Origin of the sequence: Klebsiella sp. 10 (assembly GCF_018223925.1) — a bacterium.
In the GTDB taxonomy this organism is placed as follows: Bacteria; Pseudomonadota; Gammaproteobacteria; order Enterobacterales; family Enterobacteriaceae; genus Klebsiella; species Klebsiella pneumoniae.
On sequence record NZ_JAGRRB010000019.1, the window covers coordinates 23684 to 40014 of the forward strand.

The following is a 16331-nucleotide window of genomic DNA, read 5'->3' on the forward strand; positions in this document are numbered from 1 at the left end:
CACTCAGCCCCCGCGCCGCGGCGGGGGCCAGTTTAATCAGGCTGTTACAGCCCTTTTTTCGCCAGCTCTTCTTTGAAGTTATCGCGGGTAATCAGCACCACATCGGTCACCGCCGTGAACTTCGGCGGCTCGACGCCCTTGGTGACCCAGTTGTATAGCATTTCGCTGGTTTTGTAGCCGTGGATATCCGGGCTTGGCAGCAGAGAACCATAGAAGCCGGTCGGCTGCGCCTTCGACAGTTCGTTGACGGCATCCACGCCGTTGATGCCGATGCCAATCACATCGGGAGCTTTAAAGCCCTGACCTTCGGTCGCGCGCACGCCGCCGAGGACGGTGTTGTCGTTCATCCCGACGATCAGCCAGTGTTTAACCTGCGGATGTTGGACCAGCATCGAGTTACCGGCGTCGAACGCTCCCGGGATATCGTTGGATTTTGTCGGCACGCGGTAGATTTGCGCGTCCGGGAAGCCGGCCGCCTTCAGGGCATCGATGGAGCCGGTGGTGCGACGGCGCGCGGTATCCAGCTCATCGGCGGTGATCGCCATTACGGCGGTGTCTTTGACATCCCAGCCGCGCTTTTGCATCTCTTTATAGAGTTCCTGCCCCTGACGGGCGCCAATTTCGCTCGCCGCCATCATCACCAGCGGTACGCTCTCCATCGGTTTGCCTTTCGCATTGACGAACTGGTCATCGACGGTAATCACCTTCATGTCATAGCCACGCGCTTTGGCGACAATCGCCGACCCGAGCTTGGGATCGGGGGTACAGATGACAAAGCCCTTCGCGCCGCTGGCCGCCAGGCTGTCAATGGCATTCAGGGTTTTCTCCCCATCCGGAACCGCAATTTTAATAACGTCAAAGCCTAAATCTTTTCCTGCTTTATCAGCAAATTTCCACTCAGTCTGAAACCATGGCTCTTCCGGCTGTTTCACCAGAAAACCCAGTTTAAGATTTTCCGCCATAGCTGATTGTGACATAACCGCAGCGAGACCAATGGCCGCCAGCGCTTTAGTAAATTTGTGCATGGTAAACTCCAGCTTTAATTCGCTTTCATGTAGGGAAAAATCGGAATTAACAATTTAATCGGCATCAAAACAAGGCATTAGAAAAATCGCATTCCCCACTGCCGTTGTTAGAGTAGTAATACCCGGAAATTATTTCTCCATACGAGAGCATTATCACATCGCGGAATTACAGTAATTGCGTACATACATTTAGCAAAAAATGACATAAAAAATGACACAATTGTCATACAATTTTACCGGGGCATAGCAGGATCATCTATACCATCAGCAGGCTTATCCTTGTGTTGTCAGAGGATGTTTAACGGTGGGTTACAGCACTGTTATCATCAGCGATTGACGGCGTTGCTGCGGGCGATCGCCTGTGCGCCACTCAAATGGCAACCCACCTCGCACCGCTGAGCCACATGGCCCGCTTAATATCGCGAAAAAACGGATCTTTGGCGTAACTTATTCCGAATAGAAAAAATATATTCCTCTTGATAAAAGCGCCTGCAACAAAAAATAAAAATAATGATCATCAACCTGAAACATTACTAATGAAATAACTTATTCCGTTCTCTTCTACGACGAATCTCGTAGTCAAATACTTATATCTTATAACCAATCTGAAACCAGCGAGCCCCTGCCAACGGCGCACAATCTCAGCCCTGGTAGTTTGCACAAATAATGGTGTAACAAAACGTAAATTACCGCGCTTGAGAGTTTTCTTAATTTCGTTGAGCGAGTATTCTTAAATCGTCGGCAAATGGAAAAAATACCCGACTCATACGGAATATGTAGAGTTTTATTATTCTGCAACAGTGCCGCGTGTCACTATTTTATCTTGTAGTTATCCGCAGGATCCGCTGACGCGCACCAGTAACCCCTTCCCGGTTAATAAGGATATTTTTTATGGCAGTTCCAGGAATGGCACAAAAGCTAAACACCCAAATGAATCTTGAGTTTCACGCCTCTAACGTTTACCTGAACTTAAGTGAGTGGTGCGCCCGACATCGCTTCGACGGCGCCGCGACGTTTCTGCGCACCCGCGCGCAAAGCAGCATCACCCTCACTATGCGCGTATTTGACTACCTGAAAAAAGCCGGCAGCTGGCCGATCGTCAATCCCGACCACGCCTGTAACCCTGAGTGCACCTCGCTGGAAGATCTGTTTACCCAAACCCTGAGCGATTACCAACAGCGCAGTCGTCTGCTGAGCGGTCTCGCTCAGGAAGCCAAAGCGCAAAGCGATGACAGCACCTGGCGGTTTCTCACGCTGTTGGCGGAAGAGCAGCAGCAGGATGGCCTGCTATTGCAAAGCGTGCTTGAGGAAATTCGTAATGCCGATAAAGCCGGTCTCGGGATGGAGCAGACCGATCGGCTTCTGATGGCTATCGTTGGAGAAGCGCAGAAAGCGCATTAATCAAGCCTTTATCGCTCTGCCAGGGGGAGCGCGTCTGCGCTGCCCCGCCCGGTTTATTAATCCATTACGTCTATTTTTTCTCCCCTATTATTCCTTTCAAGAATAAAAAAGTTTTAACTCGATCCCATTCCCTCATCACCGTTACCCCATAAGGGGGATTAGTGAGCGCGGTCACTTTTTGACGAACCATAAAGAAATATAAAAACAGTGTTTCAAAAATATAAAACACGAGGTTTATTTTTTATGGCTAGATACACGGCTTCAGCCTCTGAAGGGCTGCAGGGAAGACCGATCTTGTTACGCCATCAGTTAGCCTACGGCGGCGGAAATCTGTTAGGGAGCGGCGCACTGGCGATAAGCGGCGCATGGCTACTCTATTTTTATACGACCTTTTGCGGCCTGACGCTGATCGAGGCCTCATTTATCTTCTCCGTCGCCAGCATCATTGACGCTATCAGCAACCCGCTGATGGGCTATCTGACGGATAATTTTGGCAAAACGCGTTTGGGCAAGCGCTTCGGCCGCCGGCGTTTCTTTCTGCTAATCGGTATTCCGCTGATGATGTTCTACCCGCTGCTGTGGGTGGAAGGCCTGAGTTTCTGGTACTACCTTAGCACCTATGTGGTGTTTGAGATCATCTACACCTCTATCATGGTGCCTTATGAAACGCTGGCGACAGAGATGACCGATGATTTCTCACTGCGTTCAAAACTGACCGGCTATAAAGCTATCTTTGGTAAGCTGGCCAACTTCCTCGCGGCGTTTATTCCCGGCCAGTTCATTCTGCTGTATGGCAAAGATTCTGCCACCCCTTTCTTCCTCACCGGTCTGACCTATGGCGCGATCCTGATCGTCGCTATTTCCTGCCTGTGGTTGTGCAGCTGGGAGCGTGAGCGCGGGGAAGAGGTGGAAACCAGCGCGAAAAAAGGACTGCTGAGCACCCTGCTGTCGCTGGCGAAAGATATGCGTTCGACTTTTTATCTACGCGTATTCCGCAAACATCTTGGTATGTACCTGTGCGGCTTTGGCGCGGAATGGCTGTTTGCCTCCATCTTCACCTATTTCGTGATCTTCGTTCTACAACACGATCCAGCGATGGTGGCCGGGCTGAACAGCCTGAACTCGATTCTGCAGCTGATCTCTACGGCGCTGTTTATCGGCCTGTGCGTGAAAAAGGGCTTCAGCAAACCCTATATCCTGGCGCTGGGGATCGTGATTTTCGCGGTTCTGCTGTATACCTCGCTGTGGTTTTTCCATCTACCGTCCGGCCTGGCGACAGTGCTGATGTTCGGCATTACCGTGCTGTTCGGCCTGGGTACCGGCGGGGTTTACTATATACCCTGGACCGTTTACACCTTCCTGGCCGATGTCGATGAGATCTACACCGGACGCCGGCGGGAAGGGATCTATGCCGGCGCCATGACCTTCTCAGGAAAAATTCTGCGCTCGATTGTGGTGTTCTCGATGGGGGCGATCCTGAGCTTCTACGGTTTCCAGTCAAAAGCGCACAGCCAACCGGAAAGCGCGGTGACCGCTATCGCAGTGGTATTCTGCGTCGGGGTGATCGCATTAGCCCTGGCCGCCATCGTCTTCAGCAAGCAGATGAAGCTGGACCGGAAGGCCCATCTGGTGGTGCTGCAGGAAGTCGCGCGGATAAAAGCGGGCGGCAAAATTAGCGATATTGCGCCGGACGTGCGGATTATCGTGGAGGATCTGGTCGGCCATCGCTACGAAGAGTGCTGGGGCAACAGCAAATTGTTCAAAGATGCTGCCCCTGCGCCTGCGCAGACCGTCGTTTCCCATTAAAGAAGAAGGCCCCGCCGGTATCCGGCGAGGCCTGGTATTAATGCGTTTCTTCCTGTGGAGTAAACTTCAGCTCAATCAACGCGATCGCTTTTTGCACCGCGCGAAGGGTCACCGGATCGGCAGAGGCCGGATGGCTGGCGAAGTCGATAGCTTTCAGCTGAGTGGTCATTTTTTCACGCACTTCCACCGGCGCAATGACGTCAATGACATCGAGGATCTGTTTGATAACCAGCTGGCAGGCAACCACATCGGAAACCAGCTCGTCGTGTTCGGTAAGATGTTGAGACATTAATTACTCCTTTTTTCAGGAGCGTAATAGTACCCTAAATCGTTAACGATAATAAAACCTGCCGTCGCAGGTTTTTTTATCTACCCTACTGGCTGGCGGGTCGTCTCCTGCCGCTTTGCACAGGATCACACTCTTGATGGCAGTGACAACATGAATACCGCGATCTCTTCCCGCGATGAACGTGCTTTTTCAGCGCCGGCGCTGCTGGTGGCCGGTGCCTTTTTTATGGAGTTTCTCGACGGGACGGTGATCGCCACCGCCCTGCCCGATATGGCGAGGGATTTTGGCGTCACCGCGGTCGAACTGAATATCGGCATCAGCGCCTATCTGATTACCCTTGCGGTCCTGATCCCGGCCAGCGGCTGGATCGCCGATCGCTTCGGCGCCCGGGCTATTTTTACTCTCGCCCTGGCGATCTTTACCCTTGCCTCGGTCTTCTGCGGCCTCTCCACCGAGGTGCATATCTTTGTCGCCATGCGTATCCTTCAGGGAGTCGGCGGCGCGCTGATGGTCCCCGTTGGTCGCCTGGCGGTGCTACGCACCACGCCGAAACACCAGCTGATCAAGGCCATCGCCACCCTGACCTGGCCGGCGCTGGTGGCCCCCATTATCGGCCCGCCTTTGGGCGGCTTTATAACCCGCTACGCCAGCTGGCACTGGATCTTCTTTATCAATGTCCCGCTGGGCCTTGCCGCCATCATCCTTTCGCTGCGCATTATCCCTGATATTCGCGAAACGGAACGGCGCTCCTTCGATCTCAGCGGATTTATCACTACCTCGGTCGCGATGGTCAGTCTGGTGACCGCGATGGAGCGGCTCGGCGATCGCCAGCCGCAGATCTGGCCGACGCTGGCTCTCGCCGCGCTTGGCTTCGGCTGTCTGTTATATTCCATTCGTCATTTCCGCCGGGCGGCGGCGCCTATGGTTCGTCTCGACGCCCTGCAGGTGCCGACGTTCCGGGTGACAATGTACGGCGGCTCGTTGTTCCGGGCCTCCATCAGCGCGGTGCCTTTTCTGCTCCCCCTACTGTTCCAGGTGGGATTCGGTATGGATCCTTTTCATTCCGGCCTGCTGGTGCTGGCGGTGTTTGTCGGTAATTTAACCATTAAACCCGCCACCACACCGCTCATTCGCTGGCTGGGCTTTCGTCGGCTACTGCTGATCAATGGTGCGTTGAACGTCTGTTCGCTGCTGGCTTGCGCGCTGCTTACGCCGCAGACGCCGGTCTGGGCCATCATGCTGATCCTTTATCTCGGCGGGGTGTTTCGCTCAATCCAGTTTACCGGTGTAAGCACGCTGGCCTTTGCCGATGTCCCCGCCGCGCAGATGAGTGATGCCAATACGCTGTTCAGTACCGCGTCGCAGCTGGCGGTAGGGCTGGGGATCACGCTCGGGGCGATTGGCATTCGCCTGGGCGAGCAGGTCGGCGACTGGCTGCATCTTACTGAACTACCGGGGATCAGCTTCCGCCTGTCGTTTGTGTTTATCGCCTTGATCTGTCTGGTAGGGATGATCGACAGCCTGCATCTGGCCAAAACGGCCGGCAGCAGCGTGTCGGAGAAGAAGAAATAGAAGAAAAAATAAACGACGGAAGGGCCAGCGGCGCTGGCCCTGATGACGGTTAAGCGACGATCTGGCGAACAAAGTCTTCGATTGCTTTATCCTGGCAGTTTTCGAAGAAGCACTGCTGGAAGCGTGGGCCGGAGACTGCGGTTTTCACCAGCTGCGGATCGATGGCGCGCAGGGTATCGAGGTAGTTCTCTTTTACTACTGCTGCTTTGACCTGGTTGAGGATCCCGGCATTGCGCACCTGCGGTTCTTTGCGCTCCGGCGGATAGCCTTCGCCGTTGCGGCCGGTAAAGGCTTTTTCAAAGATAAACCGCACATTCAGTTCGGCGCCCCAGCCGAAGCCTTTGGCAAACGGCAGCGACAGCGCATTACCGTTGTTGATCTGGGCAAACAGGAACGCATCCGCCGGATCGATACAGTAGCCGCAGACCACGCCCGGATGGATGTTCAGCGACATCAGCGCCCCCTGACCGGTACCGCAGCCGGTGACCACGAAGTCAACTGCTTTCGAATTCAGCAGAATACTGGCCATGATCCCAAGATGGATGTAGGTCAGATGATGATCGTTCTCATCGCTCATGCCGACGTTATAGACCGGGAATCCTTTTTCGTCGGCAACCGCGTTAAGCTCCTTGAGGATGATGGCGTTTTTGTTCGCCTGGCTGTTCTCCATCATCAGTGCAATCTTCATGGTTTACTCTCCTGAATGCTGTGCGGGCCTGCCCGCAGAATGTCATTGGCGTTGACTGCACTCTACTACCTTGAAAACAAACTTTCAAATTTTATGAAAAGTTGTTTTAAAATTTACGCAGTGCTTCACACTTTCGCAGGCTCCCTTTGTCTGTTGACCTCAGCCCTCTGCATGCTGGCGTATCCGCTTCGTCCTCCCTTACCACCCGCCGGCGACAAAACCCTGACCGCCCAGGCAATAATGAATAATAAATTAAAAGCATTCTCATTTATTATTAAACTGCCAATGCGTGTTATTCCCATTAGCATTTTAAATAAAACATTTTTAAATTTACTTTTTGCAAATAATTAAATAACAAATTATAGTGGCAGCCAATAACATCTATTATTTAATTCCAGGAGTGCAACGATGCTGAAAACGGACATGATTGACAAACTCAATGAACAGATGAATCTTGAACTCTATTCTTCTCTTCTTTATCAGCAGATGAGCGCCTGGTGCAGTTACCACAGTTTTGAAGGCGCCGCGGCCTTCCTGCGTCGCCATGCTCAGGAAGAGATGACCCATATGCAGCGCCTGTTCGACTATCTAACCGACACCGGCAGCCTGCCGCGGATCAACGCTATCGCCTCCCCGTTTGCCGAATATGCCTCACTCGACGAGCTGTTCCGCCAGACCTACGAGCATGAGCAGCTGATCACGCAAAAAATAAATGAACTGGCGCACGCGGCCATGACCAGCCAGGATTATCCGACCTTTAATTTCCTGCAGTGGTATGTTGCTGAACAGCATGAAGAAGAGAAATTATTTAAATCGGTGATCGATAAACTGACCCTCGCTGGGAAAAGCGGCGAAGGTCTGTACTTTATCGATAAAGAGCTGGCTACCCTCGACGCGCAGAATTAATCCCCCGCGCCGCGACAGTCCGTGTCGCGGCCCTCTTAATGTCGGCAGATCTTATTTTCTGCGGTAGTAAAACCTTCCTCTCTGGCAATAAATTTGCCTTTTTTCTCTAAAAACGCTACCAGCTCTGCGGCGCTTAGATTCTCTGCTGAACAGGTGTGAAACCGCGCCTCTTCGCCAAAGCGGCGGCGAATGGCGGCCTCCAGCGAGGCGACCGTCCAGGACTCACCCGAGGCGAGCATCATCTGTAAAACTTCATGTCCATGAATAGAAGACATAACCCCTCCTGCAAAAACCGCCAGCTTAGGCCAGACCGTCAACCCGCGCCTTGCGCCAGCGCAGGCTTTCGCCCTCTTATTATGTAAACATTTCATTACACAGCTTGTAATCCCGATTTGACGAAAGCCGTAATATCCCCTACTCTGCGCGGCATAATTTATTGTTATTTGCTGTAGGGATAGCGAAAAGCGTGAAAAACCGCACTCTGGGCAGTATTTTAATCGTAGCTGGCACCACCATCGGTGCAGGAATGTTGGCAATGCCATTGGCCGCCGCAGGCGTCGGCTTTACCGTCACGTTGGGTTTACTTTTCACCCTGTGGGCATTGATGTGCTATACCGCCCTTTTGCTGCTGGAAGTCTACCAGCATGTCCCTGCCGATATGGGGCTCGGTTCTCTGGCGGCGCGCTATCTGGGCCGTTATGGGCAGTGGGTTACCGGATTCTGCATGCTGTTTCTGCTGTACGCCCTCACGGCAGCCTATATCAGTGGCGCCGGTGAATTACTCGCTTCCAGCCTCAACCAGTGGCTGGACTGGCAGCTACCGCCGGCCGCAGGCGTACTGATCTTCACCCTCCTCGGCGGGGCGGTAGTGTGCATTGGCACCGCGCTGGTGGATCTGTTCAATCGCTTCCTGTTTAGCGCCAAAATCGTCTTCCTGGTGATTATGCTGGCCCTGCTGATGCCGCACATTCATCAGGTGAACCTGCTGACGCTGCCGGTTGAGCAAGGCCTGGCCCTGTCGGCCATTCCGGTGATTTTCACCTCCTTTGGTTTTCACGGCAGCGTCCCGAGCATCGTCAGCTATCTGGGGGGGGATATTCGCAAATTGCGCCGGGTATTTATCATCGGCAGCTTTATTCCTCTGGTGGCCTATATTTTCTGGCAGCTGGCGACGCTGGGCAGTATCGACGCCCCGGCCTTTACCGCCATGCTGGCAAATAACGCTGGTCTGAACGGCCTGCTGGAGGCGATCCGCGAAGTGGTGGCGTCACCGCATGTGGAGCTGGCCGTTCACCTGTTTGCCGACCTTGCGCTGGCGACGTCATTCCTCGGCGTCTCGCTCGGCCTGTTTGATTATCTGGCGGATATGTTTCAGCGTAAAAACAGCGTCGGCGGGCGTCTGCAGAGCGGGATAATCACCTTCCTGCCGCCGCTGGCGTTCGCCCTGTTCTATCCCCGCGGTTTCGTCATGGCCCTCGGCTACGCCGGGGTGGCATTAGCCGTGCTGGCGCTGATAATGCCGGCCCTGCTGGTCATGAAGAGTCGTCGAGAGCATCCGCAGGCTACCTGGCGGGTCGCCGGCGGCGCACCGACGCTATGGCTGGTTCTGCTGTGCGGGATCGGCATCGTGGCTATTCAGTTCAGCATCGCTGCCGGGTTGTTGCCCGCGGTGGGATAAAAAAGGGGCCTGCTGGCCCCTTGTTCATTTCGCTAAGCAACACTGCTTATACTTTTTACCGCTGCCGCATGGGCAGGGATCGTTGCGTCCGACTTTCGCTTCATTTCTTATTGGCTGCGGGGCCTCTACCGGCTGCGGATTCGCTATCCAGTACTGGTAAAGCGCCAGCGCCGCCGGCGTGATACGCTCGATGCTGGCGATAAATTCATCCGCCGTCAGATTATCCAGCGCGCTAAACTGTTCTTCGCTGCCGTGGAGCGCGATAGCGTCCAGCTCCGGCTGGAGTTCAGCGGGCAACGTCGACCAGTCGCTCAGCGCCACGCCGCGCAGATAGCCAAAGCACCACTCCTCAACTATGGTCAGCTCCTGACCTTCCGCTTCGCGGGTGCCGAACAGCGGTTCGAACTGATCGGGATAAGACTCCAGCCGTTCGGCGATATCGCTCATATGCTGCAGCGTCAGATTGACAAAGCGATCGCGCTCGCGATCGTTGGCCCAGCGCGGGACATTATCCGCCCCGCCCCAAATCGCCAGCAGCCACTGAGCGGGTTCGATGTCGGTCGGCGCAGAGAGGATCGCCGTCAGCAGGCCATCCAGTTCAGAGACATCCAGAATGGCGCCTTCGGCGGCGTATTTCGCCAGAGTGTCATCCAGCCATTCCAGTTCGTTTTCGTTCAAAGGTCCGGTATTCATTCACAGGCTCGCATGGTAAAAATCGGGCCTACAGTAGCCGAATTGCCGACAGAAAGCCACCCGGCGATACCTATTGCGCCGGTGTCAACGATACGCGATCAGGCCAGGCCGCGCAGCGCCGACGCCACCTCACGACAGGCCTCCTCCCCTAACGAAAGCAAAGGACGGGGAAGCGAGTCTGGATCGCAGAGTCCGAGCATCGCTGCGGCGCTGGCTATCACTCGCAGGCTACCACCATAGCGATCAAAGCATCGCCATAGGGGGGCCAGATGCTCATTCAGTGCCGCAGTCTGCGCCATATCGCCGCTACGTATCGCTCTTACCAGCGCCAGTGAGCAGCGGGGAAAGAGTCCGCCGCAGACCGAATACCAGGCTTCGCAGCCGGCCTGCAACCCGGCAGTGGCCCATGCATCGCCGCTGACGCCAAGCGTAACGCGAGAGGGAAGATGCTGACGCAGGGCCGCTACACGTTCGCTCGCCTGTGGCGCGGGCAGGCCGGGAATTTTAATCGAGGCAATGGCCGGTAAGGCGGCGATGCGCCCCTGCAGCTCATCCGCCAGCATTACGTGGGTAGTGCGGGGATTGTCATACAGGCAAACCGGCACCGAGACATGCCGGCAAACTTCTTCGTAAAAGGCAAAGATCTCCTCCGCGGAAAGCGGCTGATAGGACATCATCGGCAGTAATAACGCATCCGCCCCTGCCTCCTGAGCATCCTCCACCAGGCGTAGCACCTCGTTAGTCGCAATGGCGCCGACGCCGACCATCATCGGGATCGACCCCGCATGCGCCTTCGCCACCTGCACCACTCGTCTGCGCTGCTCACGGCTGAGATAAGCGTAGCTACCGGTTGAACCTAAGATGCCCAGAGAGTCGACTCCGGCATCGGTAAGACGGGCGAGAATACGAATAAACGCTTTTTCATCAAAATCTTGCTGATGCAAAGGTGTCAAAGGAAATGCGCAAAGTCCACTGAACATGCTGCCTCCGGTAGGCTGGGCTGAGAGTCCGTTTGATAGTAGCAAGGCGCGATCGTTTTGTCCTGGGACAAATGAGAAGTTGACTGTAAGGCCAGAGTTAACCGAAAAACGCCGTGGCGTCAGGCTGGCGGGAAAGGTATCAGAAAGCGAAAGTACAGAAACAAAAAAACCACCCGTAGGTGGTTTCACGACACTGCTTATTGCTTTGATTATTCTGCTTTTATCCCAATGGTACCCGGAGTGGGACTTGAACCCACACAGCGCGAACGCCGAGGGATTTTAAATCCCTTGTGTCTACCGATTCCACCATCCGGGCTCGGGATATAAAGTGGAGGCGCGTTCCGGAGTCGAACCGGACTAGACGGATTTGCAATCCGCTACATAACCGCTTTGCTAACGCGCCTTTAATACTGAAGCACCCGCAACTGCCGATGCTGTTAATCTGGAGCGGGAAACGAGACTCGAACTCGCGACCCCGACCTTGGCAAGGTCGTGCTCTACCAACTGAGCTATTCCCGCATCATCAAGTTATTTGCTAATCACTTGATTTTGTTATCGTCTGGAAGACTGTGCCGCCGTTCGATGCGTTGCATTCTACTTATCTCTCGCGGTGAGTCAACGGTATTTTTCGCAACTTTGTATCGTTTGCTGAAAATAACGGCGAAACGATCACTGATCAAGCAAATCGCCGCGCGCCGCGTTCAAATACTGCAGCATCGACCACAGCGTCAGCACCGCCGCCACGAGGAAAAGCGCGATCCCGGCCCACTCCACCCACGGATAAGGACGCCACAGCATCCATACCAGGGCGGTCATCTGGGCGGTCGTTTTCACTTTGCCAATCCATGAGACCGCCACGCTGCTGCGTTTCCCCAGCTCCGCCATCCACTCACGCAGCGCGGAGATAATGATCTCACGGGCAATCATGGTCGCCGCCGGTAGCGTGACCCACCAGGTGTGATAGTGTTCGGCAACCAGCACCATGGCGATAGCCACCATGACTTTATCGGCAACCGGGTCGAGGAAGGCGCCAAAACGGGTGCTCTGATTCCAGCGACGAGCGAGGAAACCATCAAACCAGTCGGTTACCGCGGCAACAAAGAAGATCAGCGCGCAGGCAAACGGCGCCCAGCTAAAGGGCAGATAAAACGCCAGCACAAAAAACGGGATCAGGATGACGCGAAACAGAGTAAGCAACGTAGGGATATTAAATTGCATAGTGACGGGTAACTATCTGTTGTAAGTAAAAATTAGCCCTATGTTGCTACAGAGCCCCTAATGTTTCAACGAGTAGAAGATCTTTTCTGCCAGAGCGTGAGAGATGCCCGGTACTTTAGCAATTTCTTCGACGCTGGCCTGCTGTAGCCCCTGCAGCCCACCCATATACTTCAGCAGCATCTGACGACGCTTCGGCCCCACCCCCTCGATAGTCTCAAGCGAGCTGGTGCTCTTCACTTTCGCCCGTTTTTTGCGATGCCCGGAGATCGCATGATCGTGCGATTCATCGCGAATATGCTGGATCACATGCAGGGCCGGCGAATCCGGCGGCAGGCTAAACCCTTGCCCTTCCGGCTCAAAGAATAACGTTTCCAGACCCGCTTTTCGATCGCTACCTTTCGCCACGCCCAGCAGCAGCGGATGATGTTTATCCCAGGGGACGTCCAGTTCAGCAAACACGGCTTTCGCCTGGGCCAGCTGTCCCTTGCCGCCGTCTATCAGGATCACATCCGGGATCTTGTTGTCATCAATCGCTTTACCATAGCGACGGCGCAGGACCTGATTCATCGCCGCATAGTCATCGCCAGGGGTAATGCCGGTGATGTTGTAGCGCCGATACTCCGCGCGCAGTGGGCCATTGCTGTCAAACACCACACAGGATGCTACGGTCTGTTCGCCCATGGTGTGGCTGATGTCAAAACACTCCATTCGCTTGACGGCCGGCAGCTCCAGTACGCTGGCCAGCGCCTGCAAACGCTGATGAATGGTCGATTGCTGAGACAATTTGGTCGTTAACGCTGTCGCGGCGTTGGTCCGCGCCAGCTTAAGATAACGCGCTCTGTCGCCGCGCGGCTTAGTCTGCACATTGATTCGACGACCCGCCAGCTCCGACAGCGAGTCGGCCAGCAGCGTCTTATCCCCAAGGTTAAAGTCGAGCAAAATCTCCCCCGGCAGCGTGCGCATTTGGCTGCCCTGCAGGTAGAACTGGCCGACAAAGGTCTCCACGACCTCTCCCAGCTCGGTGCCGCCCGGCACTTTCGGGAAGTAGCTTCGGCTGCCCAGCACTTTGCCCTGACGGATAAACAGCACATGCACGCAGGCCATGCCGGCATCGAAGGCGACGCCGATCACGTCGAGGTCGTCACCGGTATTGGAGACAAACTGTTTCTCCGTCACGCGGCGGACGGCCTGAATCTGGTCGCGGATGCGCGCGGCCTCTTCGAACTCCAGGTTCTGGCTCGCCTTCTCCATCCGCGCGATGAGCTGGGTCAGCACCTGGTCATCCTTGCCGGCGAGAAACAGCCGCACATACTCTACCTGCTGAGCATACTCTTCTTCGCTGACCAGCCCGGCCACGCACGGCCCCAGGCAGCGACCAATCTGATACTGCAGACAGGGGCGGGAGCGATTGCGGTAGACGCTGTTTTCACACTGACGGATGGGAAAGATTTTCTGCAGCAGCGCCAGGGTCTCGCGCACGGCATAGCCGTTGGGAAAAGGACCAAAATATTCGCCCTTCGCATGTTTGGCGCCGCGATGCATCGCCAGACGCGGATGAGTATCGCCGCTGAGAAAAATAAAAGGATACGATTTATCGTCGCGTAACAGCACGTTGTAACGTGGCTGGTACAGCTTAATATAGTTGTGCTCAAGCAGCAGCGCTTCCGTCTCGGTGTGGGTGACGGTCACGTCGATTTGCGCGATCAGCGCTACCAGCGCTTCCGTTTTACGCGACGCAAGGTTGCTGCGGAAGTAGCTACTGAGCCGCTTTTTCAGATCTTTGGCTTTGCCAACATAGATGACGGTTCCGCCAGCATCATACATCCGATACACACCGGGCTGGCTGGTCACCGTTTTCAGGAAAGCTTTTGCGTCAAAAACATCACTCACTGGCTTGCTAACGACTCCGCATTACACAGGCCATGGCGAATTGCCAGGTGGGTCAGCTCGACATCGCCATGAATGTTTAATTTATTGAACATCCGATAGCGGTAGCTGTTAACCGTTTTAGGACTCAGATTTAGCTGCTCTGAGATCTCATTCACCTTCTGACCTTTGGTGATCATCAGCATAATCTGCAATTCCCGTTCAGACAAACTGGCAAACGGCGATTCTGTCTTTTCGGGTTCAATCTGACTTAACGCCATTTGCTGGGCAATATCGGAGGCAATATAGCGCTGCCCGGACGCGACGCAGCGGATGGCATTAACCACTTCCTGCGGCGCGGCGCCTTTACTGAGATAGCCCGCCGCGCCCGCCTGCATGACCTTGGCAGGTAAAGGATTCTCGGTATGCACGGTCAACATGATCACTTTGGTGCCCGCCACGGAGCGCGCGATTTTGCGCGTCGCTTCAAGACCACCGATCCCAGGCATGTTCATGTCCATCAGGACGACATCTGCGGAATTAGCCCGGCACCACTTGACGGCGTCCTCGCCGCAGCAGGCTTCGCCAGCGACTTTAATCCCTTTTATATCTTCCAGAATGCGTCGTATCCCTGCGCGCACCAGTTCGTGGTCATCAACAAGAAGAACGTTGATCAAAGGAATAATCTCCAGAATGAGGGATAACGCTACTGATACTTTATCTCCCACATATTACCGGGTTTTATTGCTATTTTAAAAGGCAAAAAAATGCCCTCGCCTCGATTTGGCTCTCATTTATGGCAATGTCTGTGCACACTAAGTGGAAAGTCATTGAGAACAGACAGTTGCCCGGCTCTTATTTTTTAACAATACTCATACAGAAGGCACAAAAAACACAACAGATTACGTAGCGCATAAATACGAAGCAAAATATGTAACAATTATTAACGAGCTAAATAGATGGGGGAAATTATTGGCTTGCCGACGGCTATTACGTATTATCCGAAGCATCAAAACATTCACAGCTCAGATGAGAGAACAGAAATTAAGCACACCTTTTTTTTCTGTCGCTTGTGGTATACTGCGCGGCCTTCACATTGAGTAGAGCGCAATAGCGCAGCGAGTAAACGAGGATATCGATGAGCACACCAGATTTTTCCACTGCAGAAAATAAGCAGGAACTGGCGCAGGAAGTCTCCTGCCTGAAAGCGATGATTACGCTGATGCTGCAGGCGATGGGCCAGGCGGATGCGGGGCGCGTGATTATTAAAATGGAAAAGCAGATTTCACAGATGGAAGATGAGGCTCAGGCCGCCGTATTCTCCAGCACCGTTAAGCAGATTAAACAAGCCTATCGGCAGTAATCCTGTGCCGGCTGAAAGTATCACTGACAGCCGGTATCACGTCTGACACGCAGAACGGCAGGCGCATTCAGATTAGCCCAGTCGCCACGGCGTAGCAGGCAATTTGCGTTTTATTCGGCGCATTAAATTTCCGCTGCATATTCTTCTGATGGAAATTCACCGTATTTTCCGAAATCGAGAGAATCATCGCCACCTCCGCCGAAGTCTTTCCTTCCGCCGTCCATTTGAGGATTTCCAGTTCGCGGCGGCTGAACTTCATCTCCGGCGGCATCACCATCTCATCTTCCAGACGCAGCAGCGTCAGCAAGCTTAGTTCAGTCAGCGTTCGCAGACGCAGCTCAAGCTCATCTTCAGGGTAACCGCCCGGCAGACGATTGTTCGCTGAGACAGAGAGAAATCCCTGAGCATGGTTTGGCAACGTCAGGCACTGCGTCACGCCCTTTTGCAGACCATGGTCACGCGCCCCGTCCCACAGTGCCGGCGCATCACGAAACAGGCTGTCGTTCCATGGCAGATGGCCACGCATAAAATTCTCCGGCCGTAACACAGGATCTATCGCGAAATAATTTTCTGCCTGATAGTGCGACATCCATGCGCGGGGGTAAGTCGACTGGAACGTAACGCGGGGGCGGGTGAAAGGCACCGGGTGGCGCACACAAAGCGTGTAGTAATCATATTCCAGCGCTTCGGTTTCACGTTGCAGGAGATTATAAACCTCCTCGCCGGTGGCCATGGACTGAAATTGGTGCAGCATATCCCGCCGCCAGCTGAAAAAATCATTGTCCCTCATAGCTGTGCAAATAACTCCTGATTGATAATCATTATTATAAATACAGAAAACTAACA

The 16331-nt window shown here is 54.2% G+C and carries 18 protein-coding genes, 3 tRNA genes and 1 pseudogene; 8 read left to right on the forward strand and 14 right to left on the reverse strand.

Annotated elements, in window-relative coordinates; translation table 11 throughout:
• Positions 1–44: 44 nt before the first annotated feature.
• The gene (locus KHQ26_RS21640) at positions 45–1025 is read right to left on the reverse strand and encodes an arabinose ABC transporter substrate-binding protein (RefSeq protein ID WP_002911518.1); all 981 of its coding nucleotides are present in this window, start codon (positions 1023–1025) and stop codon (positions 45–47) included.
• Between the two features lie 361 nt (positions 1026–1386).
• Between KHQ26_RS21640 and KHQ26_RS21645 the strand changes: the two are divergent.
• Positions 1387–1482 (forward strand): annotated as a pseudogene (locus KHQ26_RS21645) (hypothetical protein); the annotation flags it as partial.
• Between the two features lie 434 nt (positions 1483–1916).
• Positions 1917–2426 carry a non-heme ferritin-like protein gene (locus tag KHQ26_RS21650; protein WP_020804448.1) on the forward strand — a complete coding sequence of 170 codons (510 nt, stop codon included), beginning with the start codon at positions 1917–1919 and terminating at the stop codon, positions 2424–2426.
• A gap of 70 nt (positions 2427–2496) precedes the next feature.
• Here KHQ26_RS21650 and KHQ26_RS21655 read toward each other — a convergent pair whose 3' ends face one another.
• Entirely contained in the window at positions 2497–2655 is a 159-nt protein-coding gene (locus KHQ26_RS21655; RefSeq protein WP_004148869.1) for a succinate dehydrogenase, read from the reverse strand.
• 65 nt (positions 2656–2720) lie between these two features.
• On the opposite strand from KHQ26_RS21655, the gene KHQ26_RS21660 reads away from it, so the two are divergent.
• Positions 2721–4232, forward strand: a complete 1512-nt coding sequence (locus KHQ26_RS21660) for an MFS transporter (RefSeq protein ID WP_020804441.1) — start codon at positions 2721–2723, stop codon at positions 4230–4232.
• Positions 4233–4269: 37 nt separating this feature from the next.
• Here the strand turns inward: KHQ26_RS21660 and KHQ26_RS21665 are convergent, their stop codons facing one another.
• Complete coding sequence (locus tag KHQ26_RS21665) at positions 4270–4521, reverse strand: DUF2766 family protein (protein WP_002911524.1); 252 nt, start codon at positions 4519–4521, stop codon at positions 4270–4272.
• A gap of 150 nt (positions 4522–4671) precedes the next feature.
• On the opposite strand from KHQ26_RS21665, the gene KHQ26_RS21670 reads away from it, so the two are divergent.
• Positions 4672–6093, forward strand: a complete 1422-nt coding sequence (locus tag KHQ26_RS21670; RefSeq protein WP_004148871.1) for an MFS transporter — start codon at positions 4672–4674, stop codon at positions 6091–6093.
• Between the two features lie 49 nt (positions 6094–6142).
• Here the strand turns inward: KHQ26_RS21670 and KHQ26_RS21675 are convergent, their stop codons facing one another.
• Positions 6143–6781, reverse strand: a complete 639-nt coding sequence (locus tag KHQ26_RS21675; RefSeq protein ID WP_002911528.1) for an RpiB/LacA/LacB family sugar-phosphate isomerase — start codon at positions 6779–6781, stop codon at positions 6143–6145.
• Positions 6782–6952: 171 nt separating this feature from the next.
• On the opposite strand from KHQ26_RS21675, the gene KHQ26_RS21680 reads away from it, so the two are divergent.
• Positions 6953–7132, forward strand: a complete 180-nt coding sequence (locus tag KHQ26_RS21680) for a hypothetical protein (RefSeq protein ID WP_020804451.1) — start codon at positions 6953–6955, stop codon at positions 7130–7132.
• A 57-nt stretch (positions 7133–7189) separates the two neighbouring features.
• Positions 7190–7687: a non-heme ferritin gene (ftnA, locus tag KHQ26_RS21685; RefSeq protein ID WP_004141101.1), complete on the forward strand. Its 498-nt coding sequence runs from the start codon at positions 7190–7192 to the stop codon at positions 7685–7687.
• Between the two features lie 35 nt (positions 7688–7722).
• On the opposite strand, the gene KHQ26_RS21690 is transcribed toward ftnA, so the two are convergent.
• Entirely contained in the window at positions 7723–7962 is a 240-nt protein-coding gene (locus tag KHQ26_RS21690) for a YecH family metal-binding protein (protein ID WP_004200338.1), read from the reverse strand.
• Positions 7963–8153: 191 nt separating this feature from the next.
• Between KHQ26_RS21690 and tyrP the strand changes: the two genes are divergently transcribed.
• Positions 8154–9365 (forward strand): tyrosine transporter TyrP, encoded by a 1212-nt coding sequence (tyrP, locus tag KHQ26_RS21695; RefSeq protein WP_004891013.1) that lies wholly within the window; start codon positions 8154–8156, stop codon positions 9363–9365.
• A gap of 24 nt (positions 9366–9389) precedes the next feature.
• On the opposite strand, the gene KHQ26_RS21700 is transcribed toward tyrP, so the two are convergent.
• The 8 genes from KHQ26_RS21700 to uvrY form a co-directional block, all read right to left on the reverse strand.
• Positions 9390–10058, reverse strand: coding sequence for a YecA family protein (locus KHQ26_RS21700; protein ID WP_004141106.1), 669 nt, complete (start codon positions 10056–10058; stop codon positions 9390–9392).
• Between the two features lie 98 nt (positions 10059–10156).
• A complete protein-coding gene (locus KHQ26_RS21705; protein WP_020804444.1) occupies positions 10157–11038 on the reverse strand; it encodes a dihydrodipicolinate synthase family protein in 882 nt (293 codons plus the stop codon).
• Between the two features lie 229 nt (positions 11039–11267).
• Positions 11268–11354 (reverse strand) — tRNA-Leu (locus tag KHQ26_RS21710).
• Positions 11355–11367: 13 nt separating this feature from the next.
• Positions 11368–11441: transfer RNA gene (locus KHQ26_RS21715), tRNA-Cys, on the reverse strand.
• 40 nt (positions 11442–11481) lie between these two features.
• A tRNA-Gly gene (locus KHQ26_RS21720) sits at positions 11482–11557 on the reverse strand.
• Between the two features lie 150 nt (positions 11558–11707).
• On the reverse strand, positions 11708–12256 hold the full coding sequence (pgsA, locus tag KHQ26_RS21725) for a CDP-diacylglycerol--glycerol-3-phosphate 3-phosphatidyltransferase (RefSeq protein ID WP_004141115.1): 549 nt from the start codon (positions 12254–12256) through the stop codon (positions 11708–11710).
• Positions 12257–12313: 57 nt separating this feature from the next.
• On the reverse strand, positions 12314–14146 hold the full coding sequence (gene uvrC, locus KHQ26_RS21730) for an excinuclease ABC subunit UvrC (protein WP_020804446.1): 1833 nt from the start codon (positions 14144–14146) through the stop codon (positions 12314–12316).
• On the reverse strand, positions 14143–14799 hold the full coding sequence (uvrY, locus tag KHQ26_RS21735; RefSeq protein WP_023301078.1) for a UvrY/SirA/GacA family response regulator transcription factor: 657 nt from the start codon (positions 14797–14799) through the stop codon (positions 14143–14145). The genes uvrC and uvrY overlap by 4 nt, the downstream gene beginning before the upstream one ends.
• A 461-nt stretch (positions 14800–15260) precedes the next feature.
• Here uvrY and KHQ26_RS21740 point away from each other — a divergent pair, with 461 nt between their 5' ends.
• On the forward strand, positions 15261–15485 hold the full coding sequence (locus tag KHQ26_RS21740) for a DUF2594 family protein (protein ID WP_002911541.1): 225 nt from the start codon (positions 15261–15263) through the stop codon (positions 15483–15485).
• 67 nt (positions 15486–15552) lie between these two features.
• Here KHQ26_RS21740 and sdiA read toward each other — a convergent pair whose 3' ends face one another.
• Entirely contained in the window at positions 15553–16275 is a 723-nt protein-coding gene (gene sdiA / locus KHQ26_RS21745; RefSeq protein ID WP_002911542.1) for a transcriptional regulator SdiA, read from the reverse strand.
• Between the last annotated feature and the right edge of the window lie 56 nt (positions 16276–16331).

Bases quoted from the DNA above. Each gene is read 5' to 3' on its own strand.
- KHQ26_RS21705 (WP_020804444.1), bottom strand. From the start codon at position 11,038: ATGTTCAGTGGACTTTGCGCATTTCCTTTGACACCTTTGCATCAGCAA.
- KHQ26_RS21740 (WP_002911541.1), top strand. From the start codon at position 15,261: ATGAGCACACCAGATTTTTCCACTGCAGAAAATAAGCAGGAACTGGCG.
- KHQ26_RS21670 (WP_004148871.1), top strand. From the start codon at position 4,672: ATGAATACCGCGATCTCTTCCCGCGATGAACGTGCTTTTTCAGCGCCG.
- KHQ26_RS21675 (WP_002911528.1), bottom strand. From the start codon at position 6,781: ATGAAGATTGCACTGATGATGGAGAACAGCCAGGCGAACAAAAACGCC.
- ftnA (WP_004141101.1), top strand. From the start codon at position 7,190: ATGCTGAAAACGGACATGATTGACAAACTCAATGAACAGATGAATCTT.
- KHQ26_RS21665 (WP_002911524.1), bottom strand. From the start codon at position 4,521: ATGTCTCAACATCTTACCGAACACGACGAGCTGGTTTCCGATGTGGTT.
- sdiA (WP_002911542.1), bottom strand. From the start codon at position 16,275: ATGAGGGACAATGATTTTTTCAGCTGGCGGCGGGATATGCTGCACCAA.
- KHQ26_RS21640 (WP_002911518.1), bottom strand. From the start codon at position 1,025: ATGCACAAATTTACTAAAGCGCTGGCGGCCATTGGTCTCGCTGCGGTT.
- KHQ26_RS21650 (WP_020804448.1), top strand. From the start codon at position 1,917: ATGGCAGTTCCAGGAATGGCACAAAAGCTAAACACCCAAATGAATCTT.
- pgsA (WP_004141115.1), bottom strand. From the start codon at position 12,256: ATGCAATTTAATATCCCTACGTTGCTTACTCTGTTTCGCGTCATCCTG.
- KHQ26_RS21690 (WP_004200338.1), bottom strand. From the start codon at position 7,962: ATGTCTTCTATTCATGGACATGAAGTTTTACAGATGATGCTCGCCTCG.
- KHQ26_RS21700 (WP_004141106.1), bottom strand. From the start codon at position 10,058: ATGAATACCGGACCTTTGAACGAAAACGAACTGGAATGGCTGGATGAC.
- KHQ26_RS21680 (WP_020804451.1), top strand. From the start codon at position 6,953: ATGCTGGCGTATCCGCTTCGTCCTCCCTTACCACCCGCCGGCGACAAA.